This window comes from Vreelandella indica (assembly GCF_037070225.1).
Classification (GTDB): domain Bacteria; phylum Pseudomonadota; class Gammaproteobacteria; order Pseudomonadales; family Halomonadaceae; genus Vreelandella; species Vreelandella arctica.
In genome coordinates this window covers 105,506-128,074 of the sequence record NZ_JBANSO010000011.1, presented here as the reverse complement: position 1 = coordinate 128,074, position 22,569 = coordinate 105,506, and the positions used below count along the sequence as shown (strand labels likewise).

The window sequence follows — 22,569 nt, the reverse complement described above, 5'->3', positions numbered from 1 at the left end:
TTAAAGGCCGCCAACGCAGACGTATTTCAGTTCAGTAAACTCATCGAGACCGTGGTGTGAGCCTTCGCGGCCCAGCCCGGACTCTTTCACGCCGCCAAAGGGCGCAAGCTCGGTGGAGATCAGCCCTTCGTTAACGCCGACCATGCCGTACTCCAACTGCTCCATGGTGTGCCAGATACGGCGATAATCCGTGGCGTAGAAGTAGGCCGCCAAGCCAAAGGGCGTATCGTTGGCCATCTGGATGGCTTCTTCGTCTTTCTTGAAGCGGAACACCGGTGCCACGGGGCCGAAGGTCTCTTCATCAGCCACGGCCATCTCGGTGGTGACATCGGCCAGCACCGTGGGCGTGTAGAAGCGCTCACCGGCAGCGTGGAGTTTGCCGCCGCACATAAGACGTGCGCCCTTGCCTTGGGCGTCGTCTACGTGGCGCTGCACTTTATCGATTGCCGCTTGGTTGATCAGCGGACCGATAATGCTGCCATCGGCCAGGCCATCGCCCACTTTCAGGGCGTTCACACGCTCGGTGAGCTTCTCGACGAACGCATCGTAAATACCGTCCTGCACCAGGAAGCGGTTGGTGCACACGCAAGTTTGCCCGGCGTTGCGGAATTTGGAGGCGATGGCGCCATCAACAGCGGCATCTATATCGGCGTCATCAAACACGATAAACGGCGCGTTGCCGCCCAGTTCCATGGCGGTTTTCTTCACCGTGCTGGCGCACTGGGCCAGCAGGTGCTTGCCAACTGGCGTTGAGCCGGTAAACGACACCTTGCGCACTCGGGGGTCGGTGGTTAGCACTTCACCCACGGCCGCGGGTTTGGAAGAGGTGACCACGTTAATGGTGCCTGCGGGCAGGCCCGCTTCCAGCGCTAAATAGGCCGCTGCCAGCGCGGTAAGTGGCGTCGCTTCCGCAGGTTTGATCACTACGGTGCAACCCGCGGCCAGGGCCGGGGCGCACTTGCGGGTGATCATCGCCAGTGGGAAGTTCCAGGGTGTAATCGCCGCGACCACGCCGACCGGCTCACGCAGTACCAGCAGGCGCTTATCCGCGCCGTGGCTGGGCAGGGTTTCCCCCGCCATGCGCTTGGCTTCTTCGGCAAAGAACTCGATGAACGATGCGCCGTAGGTCACTTCGCCTTTGGCTTCTGCCAGCGGCTTGCCCTGCTCTAGGGTCATCAGGCGGGCTAGGTCGTCGGCATGTTCATTAATTAGTTCAAACCAGCGGCGCAGCAGTGCTGAACGCTGTTTGACGGGCGTGGCGCGCCACGCAGCGCCTGCTTCGTAAGCGGCGGCCACGGCGTCGCGGGTGTCGTCGGCGCCCATCTCGGCCACGCGGGCAATGGTTTCGCCGGTGGCGGGGTTATCGACGGCAAAGCTCTGCTGACCTTTGCGCCACTCGCTGCCCACCAAGGCAGGCACTGCATCATGTAACCACTGTTCGATAAAGCTCATGGTCTTCTCCTGATTAATAACACTACGTGCACGCTAGCAGTAATGTGATTGCAGGCGAATGCACCACTTTTGCGTTCAACTAGACCACTTTTCTGTTTTACTGAAACATTGTTGAGCACTGTGATGTTGAGGATAAGAATGGATGGCCAGTCAGCTTTACAACAACTCGTAGAACACTATGCGCAGCAACCTGAACGCTTAAGTAAGCAAGTGCGAATAGAGCAAGCTTTGAGACAAGCGGTTACCCAGGAGTGGCCTAACCAGACTCGCCTACCTTCTCACCGGCAACTAGCGTCAGCGTTAGGCGTTGCTCGGTATACACTGTCACTAGCCGTTGCGACGCTGCTTAAAGAGGGTCTGCTTAAGACTTCTCATGGCAGTGGCACTTGGAGCTGTAAAGTGTCGGCCCCTGCTGTCTCAAAACCCACAAGTGTGCAGCTATCAAAACGTGCACAACGAGTGTTGCGTTGGCCGGGGGCGAGTACTGTTCAAAGCGGCGCCTTCGTCCCCGGGATTCCTGACATAGCCCAGTTCCCGATGCGTAAATGGCGCCAGCTCTACTCGAGCGTAACGGTGCCGCAAAACGCCCTACTGCTCTCTTACTCCACGGGCGGCTATGGCCCGCTAAAGCGCGCCATTCGCGATTTTCTAGCCCGCTGGCGTAACCTGGATTGCGATATTGAGCAGATCATCATTACTGACGGCACCCATAACGGCATCGAGCTGTGTGCCATGGCGCTGGCGGATGTGGGCGACAACGTGGCCATGGAGTCGCCCTGCTACTGGGGCGCACGCAACGTCTTTACCGCGGCTGGTTTGAACATTGAAGCGGTGCCGTGGCTGCCAGAGCAGGGGCACATAATCCCGCCTGTTGCTGCCCCGGTGAAGCTGGCCTACCTAACCGGCTCGCATCACTACCCTCTTAGCGTGCCCACAAGCGCCACCGATAAGCAGCGCTTATGCGATGCCTTATCGCCCGCTTATATTGTCGAGGATGATTATGAGTTCAATCGCGACGACCACCCTAACCTGCTCTTTTCGCCCCAATCAGAGCGCCACTTGCTGGTAGGATCATTTTCCAAGATGATGTTTCCGGGGCTGCGGCTGGGTTATTTAGTGGTGCCACGCCACTTGGCGGCGCCGATGAACCGTCTGCGCAGCGAGCTTTTCCGCGAAGGGCGTATGCTGGATCAAGCCGTGCTGGCCCAGTTCATTTTTGATGGCGACCTGGATGCCTGGTGCCGACGCATTCAGCGCGACTATTTAGGGCGTCAGCAGGTGCTGCATGACCAACTGCGTTCGCTACCGCAAGTACGCAGCGTTTCACCGCCCAGCAGCGCAATCAGCCTTTGCGTTGAGTTTGCGCCCGGCATCAACGATGTGGGAATCGCCCAATCACTGCTGAAAGAGCACTTAATCGTGCGGCCTTTAAGCCCGGTGTGCGCGCCAATCGATCCGAGGGTTGGCTTGGTGATGGGCGTCGGCATGCTGTCTGGGGAAACGCTGGTGCGTGAAGCACAGCGGCTACGTCGCAGTCTGGAAGCGCTGCTGCGTTAGGCGTTACTGATAACGCATAGGTGAAGAAGGAAGCACTTCTCAACACCTTAGCCACAAGCTTTCAACGACTTATCCACAAGGATTTACTCACAAGAGCTTATTCACAAGGACATTTATGCGCTGCCCTGTTGATCGTTTTACCGTTGCCTCTTCAAATGCGTTCGCTCGCCTACGCCTTTGGGCATCACTGGCTTTTGTGCTGCTCCTCTCTGGCTGCGCCACCTTTGCCCCCAACCCACCCAAGGATCAAAGCAATATCTGCGAGATATTCCGCGAGCAGCCCACTTGGTTCGATTACGCCCAGGAGTCCGAGGAGAAATGGGGCACGCCGATTGCGACTCAGATGTCGTTTATTCAGCAAGAATCCTCGTTTCGCAGCCATGTCCGCCCGGATCGCAAATATTACCTGGGCTTTATCCCCGGCCCACGCCCCTCATCAGCCAAAGGTTATGCCCAGGCACAGGACCCGGTATGGGGCGAATACGAAGACCAAGCGGGCAGCCTATTTGCGCGCCGAACGCATATGAAGCACGCCACCGATTTTATCGGCTGGTACAACCGCCGTTCCCAACAGCAGGCGGGAATATCGCTGAGTAATCCTGAGCACCTTTATTACGCCTACCACGAAGGCGCTGGCGGCTACCAGCGTGGCACGTATCGGGGCAAACCGCAGGTCTTGAGGGCAGGTCGTGAGGTGGCGGCGCGCGCTAATCGTTACCAGGCCCAACTCAACAGCTGTGAAGCGGAGTTTCAGTGCCGGAAGTTTTACCAAGTCTGGCCATTTTGCCGTAGTTAAGGAATAAACGATGTCACTATGGATTGGTGTGGCGCTGGTCAGCGTGGTGTTTTTCACCTCGATGCTTTCCGGCGTATTTGGGATGGCGGGCGGCTTGGTGCTGCTGTGGTTTCTGCTGTTGGTATTCCCCGCCGGTACGGCAATGGCCGTGCATGGCGTGATACAGCTCACGGCGAATGGGTCGCGCGCTTGGCTCTCGCGACACTATATCGTCTGGCGCATCGTCGCGTTTATGGCGCTGGGCGTGTTGAGCGCCGCTGGCCTACTGCTGCTATTCAACTACAGTCCTAATGCCGCCAGCGTCTCGATTTTGATTGGTTTGATGCCCATATTGGTGTGGATGCCTAAGCGCTGGTTTCATCTGGATGCCAACCGCGCCAGCCATGCGTTTTGCTGCGGCATTGCATCAGGCGGGTTAACCATTGCAGCCGGGGTTTCCGGGCCACTGATCGATATTTTCTTTGTGCGCTCACGCATGGACCGCCGCCAAGTGGTGGCCACCAAGGCGATGATTCAAGTAGTGGCCCACAGCATTAAAATCATCTTCTACCTAGGCGCCGCCATGGCGCTTAGCGCGGGCGAATGGGGCATCGTATTGCTAGCCGCACCGTTTGCCATGCTCGGTACGCAAGCGGGGAACCGCATTTTGCACCGCCTCACCGATGCCAACTTTCGCACCTGGACCCGCTGGATCGTGACCGGCATTGGGGTTTTCTACTTTCTGCAGGGGATATTTTTGCTAAGCCATTAATTTTAATTATTGTGATTTGAGCATACGGTTTAATAAATTGATGCATGAACCCGCTGTCGGGTGCCGCGTGGGCAGTAGCCACAATCGTCTCGTGGCAATATGGAAAGTGCAAAAGCAGGCGCCCCGGTCTCACCGGAGCGCTTGTCATCGCGAAGATGACTACTCACCGGCAGCCAGCCATTCATCGACCTGATCGCGGTTTTCGTCTAGCCAAGTCTGCGCACCGGTTACCGGGTCGCCCTGGGACTCGATCTCGGCCATCAGCTCGCTCAAGCTATCGTCACTCATATGCCAGGCATCGAGTACCGCGGTGAGCCACGGATCATCCTCGGAGAACCCCTCGCGTGAGAACCAGTAAATAGTGTCGCCGTCGCCATAGATATTCTCAGGGTCTTCCAGATACTTGAGGTCATAGTTGGCAAATGCCCAGTGCGGGCTCCACAGCGTCACCAAAATCGGCTGCTCGTTCTGATAGGCGCTATCGAGCGCGGACATCATCGCTGGTTCGGAACTATTCATCTGACTGATTGGCAGCTCATAGGCCTCGACGGCCTCGTCGGACAAAGCAGCGATCGCCGAGCCGGAATCGATACCCAGAATCGTTGGGCTGCCCTGGTATTCAAACTCATCAGCACGTTCGACTAATTCAGGAATAGAGTCGATATCGACATAGCTCGGCACCACAAGCCCCAATGCAGTCTTGTCATACCACGCATCGTGAACCTCAAGCGTATCCTTGTAGGGTGCCAGATACTCCTTGTCGGTATTGGGCAGCCAGATCTCCAGGGATAGATCAATATCGTTGCTCGCCATCCCAGCGTAGAGTGCGCTCTTGCCGACATCGGAAAGCTCAATGTCATAACCTTTATCGTCGAGAACCAGCTTCCAGAGGTTGGCGACGGCAATGTTCTCTGCCCAGTTGTTGGTGCCGATGACCAACGTTTTCTCCTCAGCGTGTACCTGGGCGGTAGCTGACAAAGTGAAAAGCACCGCCGCCGCGCAGGGATAAAAAGCAATTTTCATAACGTTTTCCTTTAGTTTATTAATATATTTAATAATTTTATGTTATGGATTTTAACTATATCATGGATACCGCGCAGTTAAATGCGTGTCAACATCATGGAAACACCTGCTCAGGTCTCGCCAACGGGCCTACGTTCCAGCCCCTGAAACTCGACAAACTCCTGCATGCGTTCCCACAGTCGATCGCCGTAGATATAGTTGTCATCCCCTGTCGTGCTGGCAGCCTTAATATGGGCACCCACAGCCGGCTCGAAGAAAAACGGGATCGAGTGCCGCGAGCGGGTCCCGCCGACGATGCGGTGCTCCGTGGCCTGAATTCGCCCACCAGACCAGTCCGCCAGTAAACGGCCAAAATTAACCACCAGTGCATTGTCACGTGGAGGCACCTCTTCCCAGTCACCGCTGGGCGTGCGCACCTGCAGTCCGCCGACGCAGTCCTGCCACAACAACGTGATAAAGCCGTTATCAAAATGGGGCACGCCCACCAGCCAGCGGCGCGCACTATCGCTACCGTCAATCGCTGGCATGACGGCCAACTGCCCGGCGGTGCGTTCGGGATAATGAATCAGGCGCAGTGTGGAGTTGCCGTGTTCAAAAGGTTCCAGCAACTCCTCACGCGGTATTTCCAGCCCGTCGGCCAGCGCGGTGGCAATCACACCGCCAAGCGATTCCATTGCCCGGTAATAATTGGCCGCATCGGTCGCCCACCCCGGCAGTACTGATTCCGGCGGTTGGGGAGTAGGCTCTCGCAAGGGGTCACCGCTTAGCGCATCCGCTCGCTCTGGGTGAGCAACGTCCGGACCGAGATCGACACCCTCCTTCCAGGTCGGATCCTCGTCCTGAGGCGGAAAATAGCCTCGATAGACATTAGTGTTGGCCGGTTCGAACTTGTGCCGTGCTAGTGGTTGCTTATGCGTCTCGTCAAGTTCGAAAAAGCGCAACAGCCGAGCGTGGATATCGTCGCGGAGACCGAGTTGTTCAGGCGCAATACCCACGGTCATGAAGCCAGAGTCGCATGCGGCATTGGCGATCGCCTGAACCGTCTCGGCGCGCGCTAGATCATCGACAAGGAGCGGCGTCAGATCGATATGCGGAATTAGGGTCTGAGTCATAGAAATCTCTTTTGTCTGGTGGTGGACTGAGACACTTGGCTTAATCAGCCTGCCAAGAGTCTTTCATCAAGATGGTAGTCCGACAGCAACTCCACCTGCCCATCATCCCGGATATAAAGCTGTTCCTCCATTTTGACCCCCTCGCCGCCAGCCTCGTGGCCGATAAAGCTTTCGACGCAAAGCGTCATGCCCGGCTGCATGATGCCGTCATAGCCCTTATCGTCGATGTCCTCGCGATGAACGATATAGGGATATTCGCCGGTCATGCCGACACCATGGGCCAGTGCAAAGTAACGCCGCGCCTTGTAGGGCTGAGGAATCTGCCACGCCTTCTCGGCGTACTCCTTGAATGTCATGCCTGGAGCGATCAACGCCATGTTGGTGCGCACCTGATCGAAGGCCATGCGATAGAGCTCACGCTGCGTGTGGGTCGCTTCACCATCACCGCACAAAAACGTCCGCGAAAAATCAGCGTAGTAGCCATAACGGCCGACCACATCGGTATCCAGGGCGACCAATTCCCCCGCCTGCATCGCCCGATCGGAACACTCCTGAAACCAAGGGTTGGTGCGTGGGCCAGAGTTCATCAGCCGCGTTTCGACGTAGTCGGCGTCGGTAGCGATGATGTGCTGGTGCAGGTACGACCAGACCTCATTCTCCGTCGCACCGGGGCGGATCGCCGCTTCCAGCTTGCGCACGCCCTGCTCCACTGCCCGCAGCGAACTGCGCACCATCTTGATCTCGTTGGGCACCTTGATCGCTCGTGCCCGCTCCAGCGGCACCTGGGCATCGCAGATCTGCCAACCCCGCTCGACCAGCGCGAAGGCAGCATGGGAGGTCGCGCTCTCAATGGCTACCTTATCGCCCTTTTGCCCGCCGCACTGGCGCACCAATGCGTCGATCTCGTCGGCCCACGTCTGGGTGGTCTGCTGAAGTTGGTCATCACAGAAATAGTAGGAGATCGCCGTCGCCGGACGTGTCTCATCAATGCCGGGCAACCCTTCGGTAAGGTGGGCGCAGCCCGAGAACTCGAACATCACTACCGGGCCTTCCGCGGGAACAAAGGCGTAGCGGGCAGGGTTACGTGCGGAGTAGACCTGCATGTTTCGCGCACCGGTGGCATAGCGCACGTGGGTCGGGTCGAACAACACGGCGGCGACGATATTGCGCTCTTTTAATTCGGCTCTTGTCCTGAACAGACGATCGAGCAAAATCTGTTGGATCTCATCCGCAGTCGGTTCGCACTCGGAAGGCTCGCGTGTTGGCGCCAGAATGCCGGTGCCGTCTAACATTGATGGTACGCTGGAAAGAAAGCTTGTCATGGTCGGTGTAGCCCGTCTTATCGGAATGAGCGGACACGCACCACATATGGCGCGTGCATGCCGTTTATTTATTAATGAAATCTCTATCTAGTCGAGCAGGCCGTCGACGCGGGCCTCGCGACGACGCTCCGCCTCGATATGGGCTTCGGAAACACGCCCATAGAGCTGACGTGTCCGCTCAAGCCGACCAACTACACCCGGCTGCTGGGAATAGGCAAAAATGGCGGTGTGGCGCTCGCGCTGACCGTTAACTCGCGTCACGCGATGCAGTGCATAGCGCCCCTTGAATAACTGCAAATCGCCTGGGTGAAGCTCTAGCGTCCGCGGGGTGGTCTCGTCCTCACCGCGGATCACCATGCCAACCGCAGGGTAGTTTTCGCCGGCAGGCGTTCGGATGTTGGGGCAGTACTGAAACTCACCGCCAGTATCCGGCTGCTGGGTCATCATCGAGACGATGTATTCATTGGTATCGTAGTGCCACGGCTGCTCGGTACCGGGTGGGAGTACGTTCTGAACCAGTCCGGCGAACGGATCCGCGTACTCGTAAACTTCTGTCTCACCAAGGCACTCGGCCACTAGGCGCTTCATCACCAGTGACACATAAAGCTGATGAATCACGGCATCGGCAGGGATCAAATCGCGTGTCACGAAACCGCTGGTGCGCTCCATGAAGATGCGACGCGGATCGGACTCATCAAGCGTCGTATCGTCACTCGTAAACCAAGCATTGACCCGACGACTGGAGTAATAACTCTTGGCCGACATCTGCTCGCCCTCTTGGCGTGCCTGCGCCAGCGCCTCTGGGCGCAGAAAGCCTCGCAGCACGGCGCAACCCTCGCGATTCAGATCCTCGCGCACCCGGGCGATCTCCGCTTGCAGGCGGGCATCTTGAAAGTCATGCAGTGGATAACGTTGGGTGTCGACCAGCGCACTCAAATCGGTGCGCTCGGCGTCGGCCAGCCAGCGTTGGGCAACGTCAGGGGTGAGTGCGGTAGCGATTGTCCTCATGGGAAATGACCTCTCGATCAGCAGGATTTGCGGCATCTGCAGAACGGTTTTCGTTGCCCGTTACATTGGGCTATCCATCTGCATGACCTATACTGGCGGGATCGAATCCATCAGGGAAACGAGTCCTTCCAATGACCACCATCGGCGTTTCCGATAGCTCGAGATTGGCAGCACTGGACAGCGATCTGCTGCTCGCCTTCGTCACTGTCGCCGACAGCGGAAGCTTTACGGCCGCAGCGCGTTATCTACACAAGACCCAGTCAACCATCAGCCTGCGCATCAGCACGCTGGAATCTCGCCTCGACACGCTGCTGATCGAACGCAATGGCCGTCAACTCAAGTTGACCGGCGACGGTGAAACCTTCCTCGTCTATGCTCGGCGCTTGCTACAACTGCAACGCGAAGCGATTGCCGCGCTGGGTCGCGCTCAGCCGGTCACGCTGCGTTTCGGACTGCCGGAGGATTACGCCGACACATGGCTGCCTGCACTGCTTGAGCGCTTTGGCGAGCAGCATCCCGAAGTGCATGTCCATATACACTGCCGGATGTCGACCGAACTGCTGGAACAGCTGGAACAGGGCTCCTTGGACGTGGTGCTGGCGGTAAGGCACGCACCCACCAGCGGCGGCCGACGCGTCGCCACGGAAGAGGTCGTATGGGCAGCGCATCGGCGCTTCGAGCTAGATATCTCCCGGCCACTGCCGCTGGCGCTGTTCCCGGAGCAGTGCATCTACCGGCGCCGGGCGCTGGCGGCACTGACCGGCATCGGTCGCGACTGGCAGCTTGAATCCTCCAGCCAGAGCCCCAGCGGACTGCGTGTCATCGTCAACCAGGGCCGCACGATCACCGTTACTGACCGCCGCTCGCTGCCCGAGGACTGGAAAGTCATCGAAGACGCCGAAGGATTGCCGCCGCTGCCACCAGCAATACTCGAAGTGCATCGCTCCCCCAGTCTGTCCCATCCAGCATTCGATGACTTCATGGCGTTGATTGATGAGGTTTTGGAGGCGGTCTCAGCGACTAGCCCAAGCCACCATCACCATATGGCTGATGTGATCTAACCAAAGCACCTGTGACCGGCCCCCTGGGCCGTGCGTTTTCTCGACGAGGTCGCCTCGCTGGATTCCCTATTCGCTGCGCCTGATCAAGGGCAGTTATAGCGTATCGACATTAGGGCTTTCGCGTTGAGGGCTATAAAAGCGATCTTCCAATAGATGCCTATACTGACCATAGCCATCAACGGAGGTCGCTATGGATTATCATCACTACCGCAAAGCCCTGAGTGAAACACTTGCCCAGAGTGAAGTGCCCTTTCCCGCTGCCGAATACCAAGCGCGCCTGGACAAGGTGCGTCAGGCGATGACCGGGCAAGGGTTAGAGGCGCTACTGCTCACCGACCCCGCGGATATTAACTACCTCACGGGCTACCACACCTTTGAAGTCTCGGTTCATGCCTGTTTGGTCTGCACGCAAGAGAAACTAGTGCTGCAAGTTGCCTCGATTGAAACCGGTGCGGCGGTGGTCACTGCTCGGGTCAATGAGATTATCGGCTACCGCTGGGAAAGCCTGGATGAAATCATCACCCCGCTGGCGGATCTGCTTACCCCCTGCCAGCACATCGGTATTGATGGCTGGAGCAGCGGGCTGCGTTTTGGGGTGATTGATGCATTGATGCAGACCATTGGCCGCGAACGATTCAGCGAAGCAGGCGCGTTAGTCGATGCGATTAGAATTGTTAAAAGCCCTGCTGAACTGGAGATGCTGCAAGAGAGCGCGCGGATAACCGCTCTAGGCCTTGAGACTGCGATTCAGAGCATTCGCCCGGGCATGACCGATAACGATATTGCCGCGGTGGGTGCCAAAGCGCTGTTGGAAAACGGCAGCGAGTTTATGAGCCTGCAGCCCATCGTGACCAGCGGGCACCGTATTGGTGTCATACACGTCAATCATAAGCGGCGCGTGATTCAGCCTAACGAACCAGTGTTTCTGGAGTTTGGCGCCGCGTATCAGCGCTACACGGCCCCCATGATGCGTACCGCGGTAACCGGCACTCCCAACGCGGCCCTCTCCGCCACTCGCGACCTTTGCCGTTCTATATTCGAGGCGCTTTGCGACGCCATGCGGCCCGGCAATAGTTTCGACGCCGCCGCCCAAGCGGCTGATGCTTTACTCGCCCCGCAGCGCGACCAGTATTTTTTCTCCGGCGTGTTTGGCTACGCCGTGGGCGCGCAGTTTCCGCCTAGCTGGGTAGAGGGCACGGGCTTTATCGCCAAAGGCCAGTCGCGCACCTTTGAAGCAAATATGGTGTTTCATTTACCGCTCTGCCTACGCGTGCCCGGCCAATGGGGCGTCGGCATCAGCGATACCGTGGTGGTGACCGAGCAGGGAGCTAAGCCGCTGACTAATAACGACTGGCAGCTGTTTGAGGCGCACGACTAACCTTCAGTTCGCAGCGCCCGATAGCCATAGCATTGACACTTCTATTGAGTAGCGCTATCGTCACCACAGATGCAAATGAGAAACACTCTCTTTATTTTTCGTGTAGATGATGGGATCTGCACCCATCGATAGCCACCAGTGTGAGGGATCAGTGGGATGACTAGCGAGCAGCGACAACTTCGCCAAACAGTCATGTTTTTACGCACCTCGTTTGAAGCGGTTCAGCACTCCATTGCTGGCCGTTTGGAAGACCCGCTGCCCTGCTGGATGGATACCGCCATGATGTCGATGCTTTCCCGCGAGCTGACCCGCTGCTGCCAGCAGTCGAAGCCACTGTTTGCGCCTCCCGTTACCGAACAGCTATATATCGCTTCACAACAGTGTGACCTGCTACTGAAGCAGTGCCCCGGGGTGCTGAGCAGCGCGGTGTGCCATCGCCAGTTGAGCGCCATCATGCTGCCGCTGGCCAGCGCCCTTCAGCAAATTGATAGCCCTGCCAAGCGCCGCTGGCCTTGGACGAAGTGGCACTAACCAACCTTTAGCATTTCTTCGCTACCAGTGGGTATGCGCTCATGATGATTACTAGCAGAAGCTCCAGACCTTGGAAATGATAGGGTCGGTGTTCATTAATGCGTATTTTTAGTGGCAAGCACTTGCTTACCTAGATCGGTTAATCGATATTTTTGGGTGGGGCTACGCGGCGAGTCAGGTTGCGTCATTTCAATCAATGACAGTGCCAAAGCTGGTTGCAAATAATTTTGTAAAAACGTGGGACGATGCGTCAGTGATAACGCCTTGAGAAGAGCTTTAGTGCTCCTTGGCTCTTCAAGCAAAGCTTGCAACAACCGCATTACTTGTTCGGTTACTTGTTCGGTTACTTGTTCGGTTACTTGTTTGGGTACTGCAGGTGCTGTGTCCTCAGCGACCGAAAATCCCGCGTGAACGGGTAAGCGAATTAAAAAGTAACTGCGTTCATCATCGGTTTCGAACACCGGCAATGGGGAACCATTCGACTTCATCACACGAAGAATTTTTGGCACGCCCGTCGAACGACCTTCGGTTAAATCCAACTCTTTTAAAAACTCGCCAATACGCCGATTGCGGTAGCGGCGGCTAACTGCTTTACCTGCCTGCAGGTCTTGCAAACGAATAGAGTGGTCGGGTCCTGGAAAGCTGAGCACCACAAGCTCCCGGCCATCAATACGGATTTCAATGGGCTCACGAATTTCATAAGAACGGTGATACACCGCATTCACCACCGCTTCTTCAATAGCGACCAGCGGAAAATTCCAGAAACGCTCAGCTTCTGGGCGATCAGCGTGTTTTGTTACGCCCTCTTTTAAATAGTTGCGATTAATGTAGTCCAACGCCGTACGGGTTATGCGCCCCAGCGGGCCCTTGAATATTTTCTCTTCAAAATGGTCGCCACCCGCACCGTCTGGAAAATACACCACACCTATCTGAGTCGCCGGGAAAAACTGCTCGGGTTGCTCGTTAAAGAACAACAGCCCCACATTTTTGGGAAAGGCCATCTCGCTTGGCCCACCGACCACATTCATTCGGCGGCCCAGGGTTTCAATATCCAGCTCGCGGGCTTCAGGTGCCAATTCGCTATTAATATCGTGGAGAAAGTCGCGCATCAAATAGGAGGAAAGGTCATTTAATGTCGCGGTTTGTCGATAGCGATCATCAAACGGTACCGTAGCCGCCAAACTTAACAGCTCACGCTCATCCCGCCCCGATGCTTTCACCGTGCTGGTATGTTTACGCAGGTAATAGGCCCAATCACTCTTCTTGCTCAAGCTGGTTTTAGCTTTATAGGGCCGTGTTTCACCGCCCGGCGCCCATAGCACCAGAATGGTTTTGCCCTGAATCTCATAGGTCGCGGTTAATGGGTGGTAGTGCGGCGCAAGCGCTGAGTGCCCTAGATTTAATAACTCTTTTTGAACGGCATCGATTTGCTCCGGCAATAAACCGGCAGGCGGCAATTGCGGTTGACCATTCTCTTCAGCAATACCAACCAGGACATACCCGCCACCCAAATTGTGGAAGTCATTAGCGAACGCACACAAAGTATGCAGGATGGATTCAGGGTTCCAGCCTTCTTTATATTCAATGCGTTCACTTTCCACCGTGCGGTGATGAAGCAAGTCATCGATGTTGATGGGGAGTTTAGGTGTCATGCCGTTTTTTCAGCCGTTTGGTTGACGTCATATCGCACTAGTCAGGCCTTATAACGTTTAAGTTAACCTAATAATGTAGAACGATGCCTGCAAATGCAATTCTCGGAAAGCAGGCTGTGGCTAAAGCGCTAGCGGCTCATTTCTTTTTCATACCCATCCCGCCTGATTTTCCTGTCGGGGTTTTGTTTTGAGCGTAACGGCCCCATCAATAAGGGAATGACATAGTCGTTGGCGTTAACTAGTAAACTGGTCTATTCTGTAGCGTACTATTTATCGAAGCATTCAAAAGGAGCTTACTTGATGGCTTTCGAAACACTATTTACACCTACATCGCTTGGTAGCCTGACGATTCCTAACCGCGTTATCATGGCGCCGCTGACTCGTGCGCGTACGCCTGATAGCGTGCCGGGCAAGATGCAGGAAGCCTACTATGGGCAACGTGCTGGATCTGGGTTGATTATTAGCGAAGCCACCAATATCTCCGCGACCGCCCGTGGCTATGTGTATACGCCAGGCATCTGGACCGATGAACAGGAAGCTGGCTGGAAAGACGTCGTGGATGCTGTACATGCCAAAGGTGGTCGTATGGCACTGCAGCTTTGGCACGTTGGGCGCGTTTCACACGAAATGGTTCAACCCGATGGCCAACAGCCGGTAGCGCCAAGCGCGCTGAAAGGCGAAGGCGCGCAGTGTTTCGTCGAGTTTGAAGACGGTACCGCTGGTCAGCACCCCACCAGCACACCGCGTGCGCTGGAAACCGATGAAATCCCCGGTATTGTCGAGGACTATCGCCAAGCGGCCGAGCGTGCCAAGCGCGCGGGCTTTGATATGGTCGAAGTTCACGCAGCTAACGCTTACCTGCTTAACCAGTTCCTGGCGACCGGCACCAATAAGCGTACCGACCAGTATGGCGGCTCGCTGGAAAACCGCGCTCGCTTCCCGCTGGAAGTAATTGATGCGGTGATTGAGGTTTATGGTGCAGACCGAGTCGGCATCCGTATGACGCCGTTTATTGAGCTATTTGGTTTGACCGACGATGAGCCGGAAGCAATGGCATTTTACATGGCCGAGCAGCTTTCCAAGCGTGGTCTTGCCTACCTACACTTGAATGAACCCAACTGGGCCGGTGGCGACATTACCTTCCCTGACGGTTTCCGCGAGCAGATGCGCGAACGCTTTAGCGGCAGCCTGATCTACTGCGGCAACTACGATGCCGAAAGCGCCGAGACACGCATCAGCGAAAACTCCACTGATGCCGTCGCCTTTGGCCGCCCTTACATCGCTAACCCGGATCTACCGGAGCGCTTCCGTGTTAATGCGCCGCTCACCGAGCCGAACCACGAAACGTTCTACGGTGGCGATGAGAAGGGCTACACCGATTATCCGTTTATGGATAATGGCTACGACCGCAAAGGGTAAGCTAATCTAACTTTAGCCCATGGCTGAATCCTTTCCTCAGAAAAGCATCACTTAGGTGATGCTTTTTTATGTCTGATTATTATCAAACGCTGCTAGGCTATTGATTCTTTCGTTTTAACGAAAAGGTGATACATGGTTGGTTCCTTGTTTTCTCTACTGGTGTCGCTCTTGCTGGTTGGCCTAACCGCCAGTACCGGTGCGCGTTTTCGCCCTGATAGCTGGTACCGAGAGTTACGCAAGCCGACCTGGACACCACCGGATATCGCCTTTCCTATTGCGTGGGGCATACTGTATTTATTGATGGCTATCGCTGCGTGGCGGCTTTACATGGCCGATGACTCGGCGTGGCGCACCGCCAGCTTAGCGGTTTACGTGCTACAACTTTTCGCCAATGCGGCGTGGTCCTGGCTGTTCTTCGGACGCAAACAGATTGCCATCGCACTGATCGATATTGTGGTATTACTAGGATTAATTATTATCGCCATTGCGCTGTTTTCCCAAGTAAGCACGCTAGCTGCGTGGCTAATGGTGCCTTATGGGTTGTGGGTAGCGTTGGCGCTGGCATTGAATGCGACGATTTGGCGGCTCAATCCAAATCCAAAAGAGGCTACGAGGAGGTAGAGGAGATGGAAAATTCATCAATGGTGACCCTGTTGGCGGGCGGATCCTTGCTCTTAGGGCTGATCGCAGCGGCGCTATTCTTCTACTTCATGCTCTCTCAGCGCCGGAAACGTTCAGAAAAAAAGCCCCCTTCTGTGACGGAAACCAAGCAGGCGGCGCCAGCCCCGGAGCCAACGTCAGTACCAGCGGCTAGCGAAAGAGAGCCTCAAAAAACGCATAAACTGCACTCTTTGTTTGTGATATTTGCTAACCCTTCGCCTGAAACCACGCAACAGCTAACCGATTGGCTACGCCAGGTAGAGGCCATCTACGACCCGGTAACCAAAGTTTACCATGTGCCGGGCAAACAACCTTCCAATCCGGTGACGATAGCCAATGCTTTCCTACCTGGCGAAATGCCTGACCTCTACCGTGATTCCAATCACGAAGTAAAAGGCATAAGCCTGTTGGTAAAACCCCCGCTGCATAAGCGGCGCAATCAGCAAATGATTGTGTTTGTGGATCTTGCCAAACAGGCCGCTGAGGTTTTTCAGGGCAAGCTGCTCAATGCTGAGCGTGAACCTGCCACTGACGCCACTTACCAACGCATCATCGGTTAAGCTTGTTTACACGACCCCTTGGCTGCGCAGGTAGTCGTCATAACTGCCGCTGAAATCGACAATACCTTCCGGCTGCATATCAATAATGCGCGTCGCCAGTGAAGAGACAAACTCGCGGTCGTGGCTGACAAACAGCAGCGTACCGGGGTAGTTCTCCAAAGCCAGGTTCAACGCTTCGATAGACTCCATATCCAGGTGGTTGGTCGGCTCATCCATCAGCATGACGTTGGGCTGAGTAAGGATTAACTTACCGAACAGCATGCGCCCCTGCTCGCCACCGGAAATCACCTTCACCGATTTGCCAATATCATCGCTGGAAAACAGCATCCGCCCTAACGCGCCCCGAACAACCTGCTCGCCGCCGGTGGTCCAGCTCGACATCCACTCAAACAGCGTGGCATCGACGGCAAAATCATCGCTATGATCTTGGGCGAAAACCCCGACATCAGCGGCTTCTGTCCACTTCACTTCACCGACGTCCGGGTGTAACTCGCCCGCCAGGGTTTTCAGCAGCGTGGTTTTACCGATGCCATTGGGGCCGATGATGGCAATACGCTCGCCGGCTTCCACGGTCATGGAGAGGCGCTCAAACAGCGGCTTCTCGCCGTTATAGCTTTTAGTGATGCCATCTACGTTGACAGCATTACGGTGAATTTTCTTGGCCTGATCAAAACGAATAAACGGACTGACACGACTGGAAGGCTTGATATCTTCCAGCTTGATTTTGTCGATCTGACGCGCTCGCGAAGTAGCCTGTTTGGCCTTCGAGGCATTGGCAGAGAAGCGGCTAACGAACTGCTGCAGCTCGGCAATCTGGGCCTTTTTCTTGGCGTTATCCGAGTGCTGACGCTCGCGAACAGCGGTGGCGGCGGTCATGTAGTCATCATAGTTACCCGGGAACAGGGTGATTTCACCGTAATCCAGATCCGCCATATGAGTACAAACGCTGTTCAGGAAGTGGCGGTCGTGAGAGATGATGATCATGGTGCTGCTTCGCGCTTTGAGAATATCTTCCAGCCAGCGGATGGTGTTGATATCCAGGTGGTTGGTCGGCTCATCCAGCAACAGTACATCCGGGTCAGCGAATAGCGCCTGGGCGAGCAGCACACGCAGCTTCCAGCCGGGAGAGACTTCGCTCATCGGGCCCGTGTGTTGCTCAATGGGGATGCCCAAGCCCAGTAGCAATTCGCCGGCGCGGGGCTCGGCGGTGTAGCCATCCAGCTCGGCGAAGCGCACTTCTAGATCAGCGACGGCCATGCCGTCCTCTTCGCTCATCTCTGCCAGCGAGTAAATACGCTCGCGCTCGGCAGCCACCGACCAGAGTTCGACATTGCCCATGATCACGGTGTCGATGACGCGCTCGTTTTCAAACGCAAATTGATCCTGACGCAACTTACCCAGCCGTGTACTGCTATCCAGCATCACCTGGCCAGAAGTGGGCTCCAAATCGCCACCGAGAATTTTCATAAAGGTGGATTTGCCGCAGCCGTTCGCGCCAATCAGGCCGTAGCGATTGCCGTTATTGAATTTAACGGAGACATTTTCAAACAGGGGCTTGGCCCCAAACTGCATGGTGATATTGGCGGTTGCGATCACAAAAGGAGCCCGGTTAGCGTGTTATTTACAATACGAAAGGCTCGCGATTCTACGCGCTATTGGGCAGGCATTCATCCATCATCCGCTAGGGCATTCAGTTGATTGCCGGGATATCGAGAAGAAAGCGTTCACCATCAAGCGCTTGGCGCAATCGAGTAGCAAGAATATCGACAATATCTGGATGTTCGCCCACCAGCTTGGTCGTAGTAACGGAAAGCTCTGGATGCTGCTGTTCAGCCGCCGCGCATATTTCAGCGATATCGCCTCCCTCTCCCGCATGGCGACCCGGCGAAAGAAACAGCATCGCCAGGATGACCGGGCCTGCATTGAACTCGGGTGACAACAGCAAGTTTTCCAGCAGCGGCTCGTTAAAACGGTACTCATCACCCTCGCGGCGTTCCATAGAAGCAGCAGCAACACACGCTACGTCATCGGCTAACAGCACACTAAGCTGCCCCGCTAAGCGGTTACGCACGGCGGTGACGTCAGGAATCGGGCTGCCGTGATCGACCAGCGCCACATGGGGCTTAGTACCTAGCCGAAGCTTCTCGCGCACGTTATCTGCCAGTAAATGGGCTAGGCGCAGGTCGTTATCCCCCAATTCATCCACCAAGGGCTGGGCCACACGCACCTTCACGTGGGGAAAGCGCTCTTGCAGCGTGGCCATGCGCTCAGGCAGGTAGCCGGTCAGTGCTTTGCTAGGGCCAAAAAAGAACGGCAGGATCAAGATCTCTGTCGCCCCTTGTTCGGCACTGCGTTCAGCGGCGGGGCCAAGCGTGGTGGCGGGAACACCATCAACCTCTTCCACGGGAATCTTATTGGAGTGCAGTAGTGAGGCCGCCTGTACGGTTTCACCCATAAGCTCACTAAGCGACGCCGCCACGCGACGTAAATTAAGCGTTGCCTGCGCTCGTAGCGAGCCGTTATCGACCAAAAAAATCGCGCGCATGGCAGCCTCCTGTTGTGGCCTTGGCGATCAAGTAGGTGATCATCCATGACATGTTAAGATGGTGGTTTTACACCGTCGTTGCCCACCATGTTACTTGAAAAATGTGACTTAAAAACGTTGCCTGATACCGATGCTTGATACCACTACGCTTAACCAGCAAAGAAATTTCTTCGATGGCCATGCCGAGATTTGGCTATTTGGCTATGGTTCGCTGATCTGGAAGGCGGACTTTGCCTATTTAGAGCGCCGCCCGGCGTTTATCACCGGCTGGGAACGGCGATTTTGGCAAGGCTCCCATGACCATCGCGGTACGCTTGAATCACCGGGACGGGTTGCCACCTTAATTCCCGCTGAGGGAGCGGTGTGCCATGGCATGGCCTACCGGATTACACCGGAAGTACTGGCACCGCTGGATGTTCGGGAGAAAAACGGCTACCTACGGGAGAAAGTGCCGCTGACGTTTACCGATGTCAGCAGCGAAACGCCTGAACAGAGCGAAGGGCTTATTTATCTCGCCAGCGAAGATAACCCGGCCTTTCTAGGCGAGGCGCCGCTGGACGAAATAGCGTTACAAATAGCTAACGCACACGGCCCCAGCGGACCTAACCGTGAGTACCTGGTCAATCTGGCTGCCGCTCTACGTGAACTAGGGGCAGAGGATGCCCATATATTCGCACTGGAGCATCAACTCAGCCGCGTATGACCTCACCAGTAACGGGGATAACGACGGTGCCGAGCAAGGTTATTGACCAAAACAGCGATGATCAGCATCACTACACTGCCTGCGCCAATCGGTAACAGCGGGTACCACCAACCCAGTTGGTGAACGCTAGCTCCGCCGCCTACCGCAATCAGTGCAGCCGCGGCTCCCGGTGGGTGAACCGTGTGGGTTATTTGCATAACAAGTATCGACAGCGATACAGCCAGAGACATCGAGAGCGGTGTCGCCCCCAGCAGCTGGTAGCAAGCGACACCGATACCCGCTGATAACACGCTGCCAAACAGCACATGGCTTGGCTGAGCAAAGGGGCTTTCCGGTGCCGCATAGATAAGAACGGATGTCGCCCCGAAGGAGCCTACGATCAGCAGCTGTTGCGAGAGCCAAGCCGAGCTTAACCAGCAGATAACCGCCATACCGCTAAAGGCGCCAACCCATGACCACACCGCATCCTGCCAACCCACTCGGGTGCGCTTAATGGGCTGCCCTCGCATCTTGCCTAGATAAGTTTTCATTGCACTCGCTTTGCACAAAATGAGTGCAGATGATGGCAAAATGCACCAAATAAGCAAATGACAATCCATCATGCCTTGGATGAAGCTGACTCAAGAAGACAGGTTAGGCGGAAACGGCTTCTCTACATCATTAACCACGAAAGAATGAACAGTCCTAATAAGGTACGAAATATCCCCCCAATCAGCGAACCACGCAGGAATGCTCGCAAGCCGCCCCACAGGATCAGCAACCCCACTACGAGCACGGCAATGCTAAAAAACGAATCGTTGATCCCCAGCGAGCGGGTCAGGCCATCAATAAAATCGCCGAACGCGCCAAAAAAGTTGGTAAAGATACCCAACAGAAACTCCACCACCACGCGGATGGCTTCACCGATAGTTTCGCCTATTCCGTCAAAAAAACCGTTTGCCTGCATTGCATTTGGTTGCATCGATAGTACCCAAAGCTGAGAAGGATAAGCAGCATTGTCGGTTAAATACGCTGACTGAGCAAAGCAGAACAAATCCCGCTTCTTTTTACGCTAAATTTTTAGCGCCTTCCTCACCAAGCAACTACTATAAAAGACATAAAAACGATCGTTTAAATAAATATAATTATCTGACACTAGGTTCTCACCATGACGCACCACTATCCACTTGCCGACAAACTCCAGGCTAATACCCATCAGGTGGAAAACCAGCCACCAACGCTGGAAAACTACAATAGCTACACCGCTGACCGCGCACTTCAAGAGGGCGTTAAACGCGAAGGTGGTACTAACGATAGCGCTCTCAAGACGTTTGGGCAGTGGGCGGGCTCCGCCGAGGCCATTGCCCTGGGCTTTGACGCCAATCGTTACGCACCTCAGCTGGTCACCCATGACCGGCAAGGGCATCGAGTTGATCTGATCGAGTTTCACCCTGCCTACCATCAGCTTATGCAAACGGCGGTAGAGCACGGTTTGCATGCTAGCCCCTGGCGAAACCCTCAGCCCGGTGCGCATGTTAATCGGGCCGCCAACTACTTTTTACAGGCCCAGGTAGAAGCGGGCCATGGTTGCCCCATCACCATGACGTTTGCTGCCCTGCCAGCTTTGCGCCACCAACCCAGCTTGCTTGAGAGCTGGGGAGACAAAATCACCGCGCCCCATTACGACCCGCGCAACGTGCCTTATTTTGAGAAACAGGGCGTCACCATCGGCATGGCAATGACCGAAAAGCAGGGCGGCTCCGATGTGCGTCAGAACACCACTCGCGCCTACCCGATGGGCCAAGGCGGGCCGGGTGAGGCTTACGAGCTGGTGGGGCATAAGTGGTTTGTCTCGGCGCCGATGTGCGACGCCTTCCTGGTACTCGCTCAGGCGCCCGGTGGTTTGAGCTGTTTTCTACTGCCACGCTGGCGGCCCGACGGCAGCAAGAACCCGCTTCATATTCAGCAGTTGAAGCGCAAAATGGGCAACGTGGCGAACGCCTCCAGCGAGACGGAACTGCGCGGTGCCTTTGCCTGGATGGTGGGCGACGAAGGCCGTGGCGTGCGTACGATCATTGAGATGGTCGCCATGACCCGCTACGACTGCATGATTGGCTCAGCTGCAGGAATGCGCCAAGCCACCGCCCAGGCGATTCACCACGCCTCTCATCGGCATGCCTTTGGGGCGCGCCTAAGCGAGCAGCCGCTGATGCAAAATGTGCTCGCCGACCTAGCTATCGAGAGCGAAGCCGCCACCACCCTGATGCTGCGCATGGCCCGAGCCATGGATCATCAGGACGATGAGCATGAGCGCCTGCTTTCGCGAATCGCTACCCCTGTGGGCAAGTACTGGATCTGCAAGCGCACTCCCCACCACGCTTACGAGGCAATGGAGGTGATTGGCGGTAGCGGCGTGATGGAGACTCACATAATGGCGCGCCTGTTTCGCGAGTCGCCCATCAACGCCATCTGGGAAGGCAGCGGGAATGTCCAGTGTTTGGATATCCTGCGCGCAATTGAAAAGCAGCCCGAAGTGCTCGACGCCTACTTCGCCGAGCTTGCCAAAGCGCAAGGTGCCAATGGGCATCTTGACCGCTTTATCCACCAATTACAGCGGCAGATGCAGGATACCCAAGCGCTCCAGTATCGCGCCCGCCAGTTGGCGGACGGCATGGCCCTGGCGTTACAGGGTGCCCTGCTGGTCCAACACGCCCCCGCTTATGTGGCCGATGCGTTCTGCGCTGGTCGGCTTACCGACCGCAGTGGCCTCAATACAGGCACGTTGCCCACCGGGCTGGATTGCGCGGCGATCATTGAACGTGCCCGGCCCGTGGAATAAAACCCTTGGAATGAGCCCCGTGGAATAAGCGTTCACGACCATGGTCGACTTCCATGCTAAAACTGATCGCGTTAGAACTAATGCTGTAAAACAATAAGCAGCAACGTGATAGCGGGAGAGCTTGGAGCATCAAATTATGATGACGCCAGCGCCGAAGGAGCAACAGCCCCGGAAACTCTCAGGCAACCGGACCGCTATCACCATCACTTTCCGAAGAGCGG

At 56.0% G+C, this 22,569-nt stretch carries 21 protein-coding genes and 1 riboswitch; of the genes, 11 read left to right on the top strand and 10 right to left on the bottom strand.

Translation table 11 applies throughout. The features are described from left to right. Window positions 1–1,452, bottom strand: a complete 1,452-nt coding sequence (locus V8L71_RS09845) for an NAD-dependent succinate-semialdehyde dehydrogenase (protein WP_336274017.1) — start codon at window positions 1,450–1,452, stop codon at window positions 1–3. Between the two features lie 138 nt (window positions 1,453–1,590). Here V8L71_RS09845 and V8L71_RS09840 point away from each other — a divergent pair, with 138 nt between their 5' ends. The 3 genes from V8L71_RS09840 to V8L71_RS09830 all read left to right on the top strand — a co-directional run bounded on the left by V8L71_RS09840 (window position 1,591) and on the right by V8L71_RS09830 (window position 4,556). Next, on the top strand, window positions 1,591–3,009 hold the full coding sequence (locus V8L71_RS09840) for an aminotransferase-like domain-containing protein (RefSeq protein ID WP_336274016.1): 1,419 nt from the start codon (window positions 1,591–1,593) through the stop codon (window positions 3,007–3,009). A 115-nt stretch (window positions 3,010–3,124) separates the two neighbouring features. Next, window positions 3,125–3,805, top strand: coding sequence for a transglycosylase SLT domain-containing protein (locus tag V8L71_RS09835; RefSeq protein WP_336274015.1), 681 nt, complete (start codon window positions 3,125–3,127; stop codon window positions 3,803–3,805). Window positions 3,806–3,815: 10 nt separating this feature from the next. Continuing rightward, window positions 3,816–4,556, top strand: coding sequence for a TSUP family transporter (locus V8L71_RS09830; RefSeq protein ID WP_336274014.1), 741 nt, complete (start codon window positions 3,816–3,818; stop codon window positions 4,554–4,556). Window positions 4,557–4,715: 159 nt separating this feature from the next. Here V8L71_RS09830 and V8L71_RS09825 read toward each other — a convergent pair whose 3' ends face one another. The 4 genes from V8L71_RS09825 to V8L71_RS09810 form a co-directional block, all read right to left on the bottom strand. After that, entirely contained in the window at window positions 4,716–5,579 is an 864-nt protein-coding gene (locus tag V8L71_RS09825; RefSeq protein ID WP_101148173.1) for a glycine betaine ABC transporter substrate-binding protein, read from the bottom strand. A gap of 110 nt (window positions 5,580–5,689) precedes the next feature. Then, window positions 5,690–6,691 (bottom strand): 2OG-Fe(II) oxygenase family protein, encoded by a 1,002-nt coding sequence (locus V8L71_RS09820; RefSeq protein WP_336274013.1) that lies wholly within the window; start codon window positions 6,689–6,691, stop codon window positions 5,690–5,692. Between the two features lie 44 nt (window positions 6,692–6,735). After that, entirely contained in the window at window positions 6,736–8,013 is a 1,278-nt protein-coding gene (locus V8L71_RS09815; RefSeq protein WP_336274012.1) for a M24 family metallopeptidase, read from the bottom strand. Window positions 8,014–8,100: 87 nt separating this feature from the next. Beyond that, complete coding sequence (locus V8L71_RS09810; RefSeq protein WP_336274011.1) at window positions 8,101–9,021, bottom strand: HalD/BesD family halogenase; 921 nt, start codon at window positions 9,019–9,021, stop codon at window positions 8,101–8,103. 131 nt (window positions 9,022–9,152) lie between these two features. Here V8L71_RS09810 and V8L71_RS09805 point away from each other — a divergent pair, with 131 nt between their 5' ends. From V8L71_RS09805 to V8L71_RS09795, 3 genes are all read left to right on the top strand, one after another. Then, window positions 9,153–10,082 carry a LysR family transcriptional regulator gene (locus tag V8L71_RS09805; RefSeq protein WP_336274010.1) on the top strand — a complete coding sequence of 310 codons (930 nt, stop codon included), beginning with the start codon at window positions 9,153–9,155 and terminating at the stop codon, window positions 10,080–10,082. A 190-nt stretch (window positions 10,083–10,272) separates the two neighbouring features. Beyond that, window positions 10,273–11,460 (top strand): M24 family metallopeptidase, encoded by a 1,188-nt coding sequence (locus tag V8L71_RS09800; protein ID WP_336274009.1) that lies wholly within the window; start codon window positions 10,273–10,275, stop codon window positions 11,458–11,460. 156 nt (window positions 11,461–11,616) lie between these two features. Beyond that, on the top strand, window positions 11,617–11,991 hold the full coding sequence (locus tag V8L71_RS09795; RefSeq protein WP_336274008.1) for a hypothetical protein: 375 nt from the start codon (window positions 11,617–11,619) through the stop codon (window positions 11,989–11,991). A 95-nt stretch (window positions 11,992–12,086) separates the two neighbouring features. Here V8L71_RS09795 and V8L71_RS09790 read toward each other — a convergent pair whose 3' ends face one another. Then, window positions 12,087–13,643 (bottom strand): RNA/DNA-binding domain-containing protein, encoded by a 1,557-nt coding sequence (locus V8L71_RS09790; RefSeq protein WP_336274007.1) that lies wholly within the window; start codon window positions 13,641–13,643, stop codon window positions 12,087–12,089. Between the two features lie 300 nt (window positions 13,644–13,943). Between V8L71_RS09790 and V8L71_RS09785 the strand changes: the two genes are divergently transcribed. The 3 genes from V8L71_RS09785 to V8L71_RS09775 all read left to right on the top strand — a co-directional run bounded on the left by V8L71_RS09785 (window position 13,944) and on the right by V8L71_RS09775 (window position 16,282). Beyond that, window positions 13,944–15,062 carry an alkene reductase gene (locus tag V8L71_RS09785; protein WP_101145520.1) on the top strand — a complete coding sequence of 373 codons (1,119 nt, stop codon included), beginning with the start codon at window positions 13,944–13,946 and terminating at the stop codon, window positions 15,060–15,062. 132 nt (window positions 15,063–15,194) lie between these two features. Further along, the gene (locus V8L71_RS09780) at window positions 15,195–15,683 is read left to right on the top strand and encodes a TspO/MBR family protein (RefSeq protein WP_336274006.1); all 489 of its coding nucleotides are present in this window, start codon (window positions 15,195–15,197) and stop codon (window positions 15,681–15,683) included. A gap of 5 nt (window positions 15,684–15,688) precedes the next feature. Then, window positions 15,689–16,282 (top strand): cell division protein ZipA C-terminal FtsZ-binding domain-containing protein, encoded by a 594-nt coding sequence (locus V8L71_RS09775; protein WP_101145519.1) that lies wholly within the window; start codon window positions 15,689–15,691, stop codon window positions 16,280–16,282. 6 nt (window positions 16,283–16,288) lie between these two features. Here the strand turns inward: V8L71_RS09775 and V8L71_RS09770 are convergent, their stop codons facing one another. Then, window positions 16,289–17,878, bottom strand: a complete 1,590-nt coding sequence (locus tag V8L71_RS09770; RefSeq protein ID WP_336274005.1) for an ABC-F family ATPase — start codon at window positions 17,876–17,878, stop codon at window positions 16,289–16,291. Window positions 17,879–17,972: 94 nt separating this feature from the next. After that, a complete protein-coding gene (locus tag V8L71_RS09765; protein WP_336274004.1) occupies window positions 17,973–18,827 on the bottom strand; it encodes a sirohydrochlorin chelatase in 855 nt (284 codons plus the stop codon). Between the two features lie 130 nt (window positions 18,828–18,957). Here V8L71_RS09765 and V8L71_RS09760 point away from each other — a divergent pair, with 130 nt between their 5' ends. Beyond that, entirely contained in the window at window positions 18,958–19,530 is a 573-nt protein-coding gene (locus V8L71_RS09760) for a gamma-glutamylcyclotransferase (protein ID WP_336274003.1), read from the top strand. Between the two features lie 2 nt (window positions 19,531–19,532). On the opposite strand, the gene V8L71_RS09755 is transcribed toward V8L71_RS09760, so the two are convergent. Continuing rightward, on the bottom strand, window positions 19,533–20,060 hold the full coding sequence (locus V8L71_RS09755) for an HPP family protein (RefSeq protein ID WP_336274002.1): 528 nt from the start codon (window positions 20,058–20,060) through the stop codon (window positions 19,533–19,535). 122 nt (window positions 20,061–20,182) lie between these two features. Next, window positions 20,183–20,476 carry a hypothetical protein gene (locus V8L71_RS09750; RefSeq protein ID WP_336274030.1) on the bottom strand — a complete coding sequence of 98 codons (294 nt, stop codon included), beginning with the start codon at window positions 20,474–20,476 and terminating at the stop codon, window positions 20,183–20,185. Between the two features lie 201 nt (window positions 20,477–20,677). Between V8L71_RS09750 and V8L71_RS09745 the strand changes: the two genes are divergently transcribed. Next, a complete protein-coding gene (locus tag V8L71_RS09745; RefSeq protein WP_336274001.1) occupies window positions 20,678–22,348 on the top strand; it encodes an isovaleryl-CoA dehydrogenase in 1,671 nt (556 codons plus the stop codon). Between the two features lie 102 nt (window positions 22,349–22,450). Continuing rightward, a riboswitch (glycine riboswitch) is annotated at window positions 22,451–22,552 on the top strand. Window positions 22,553–22,569: the final 17 nt, after the last annotated feature.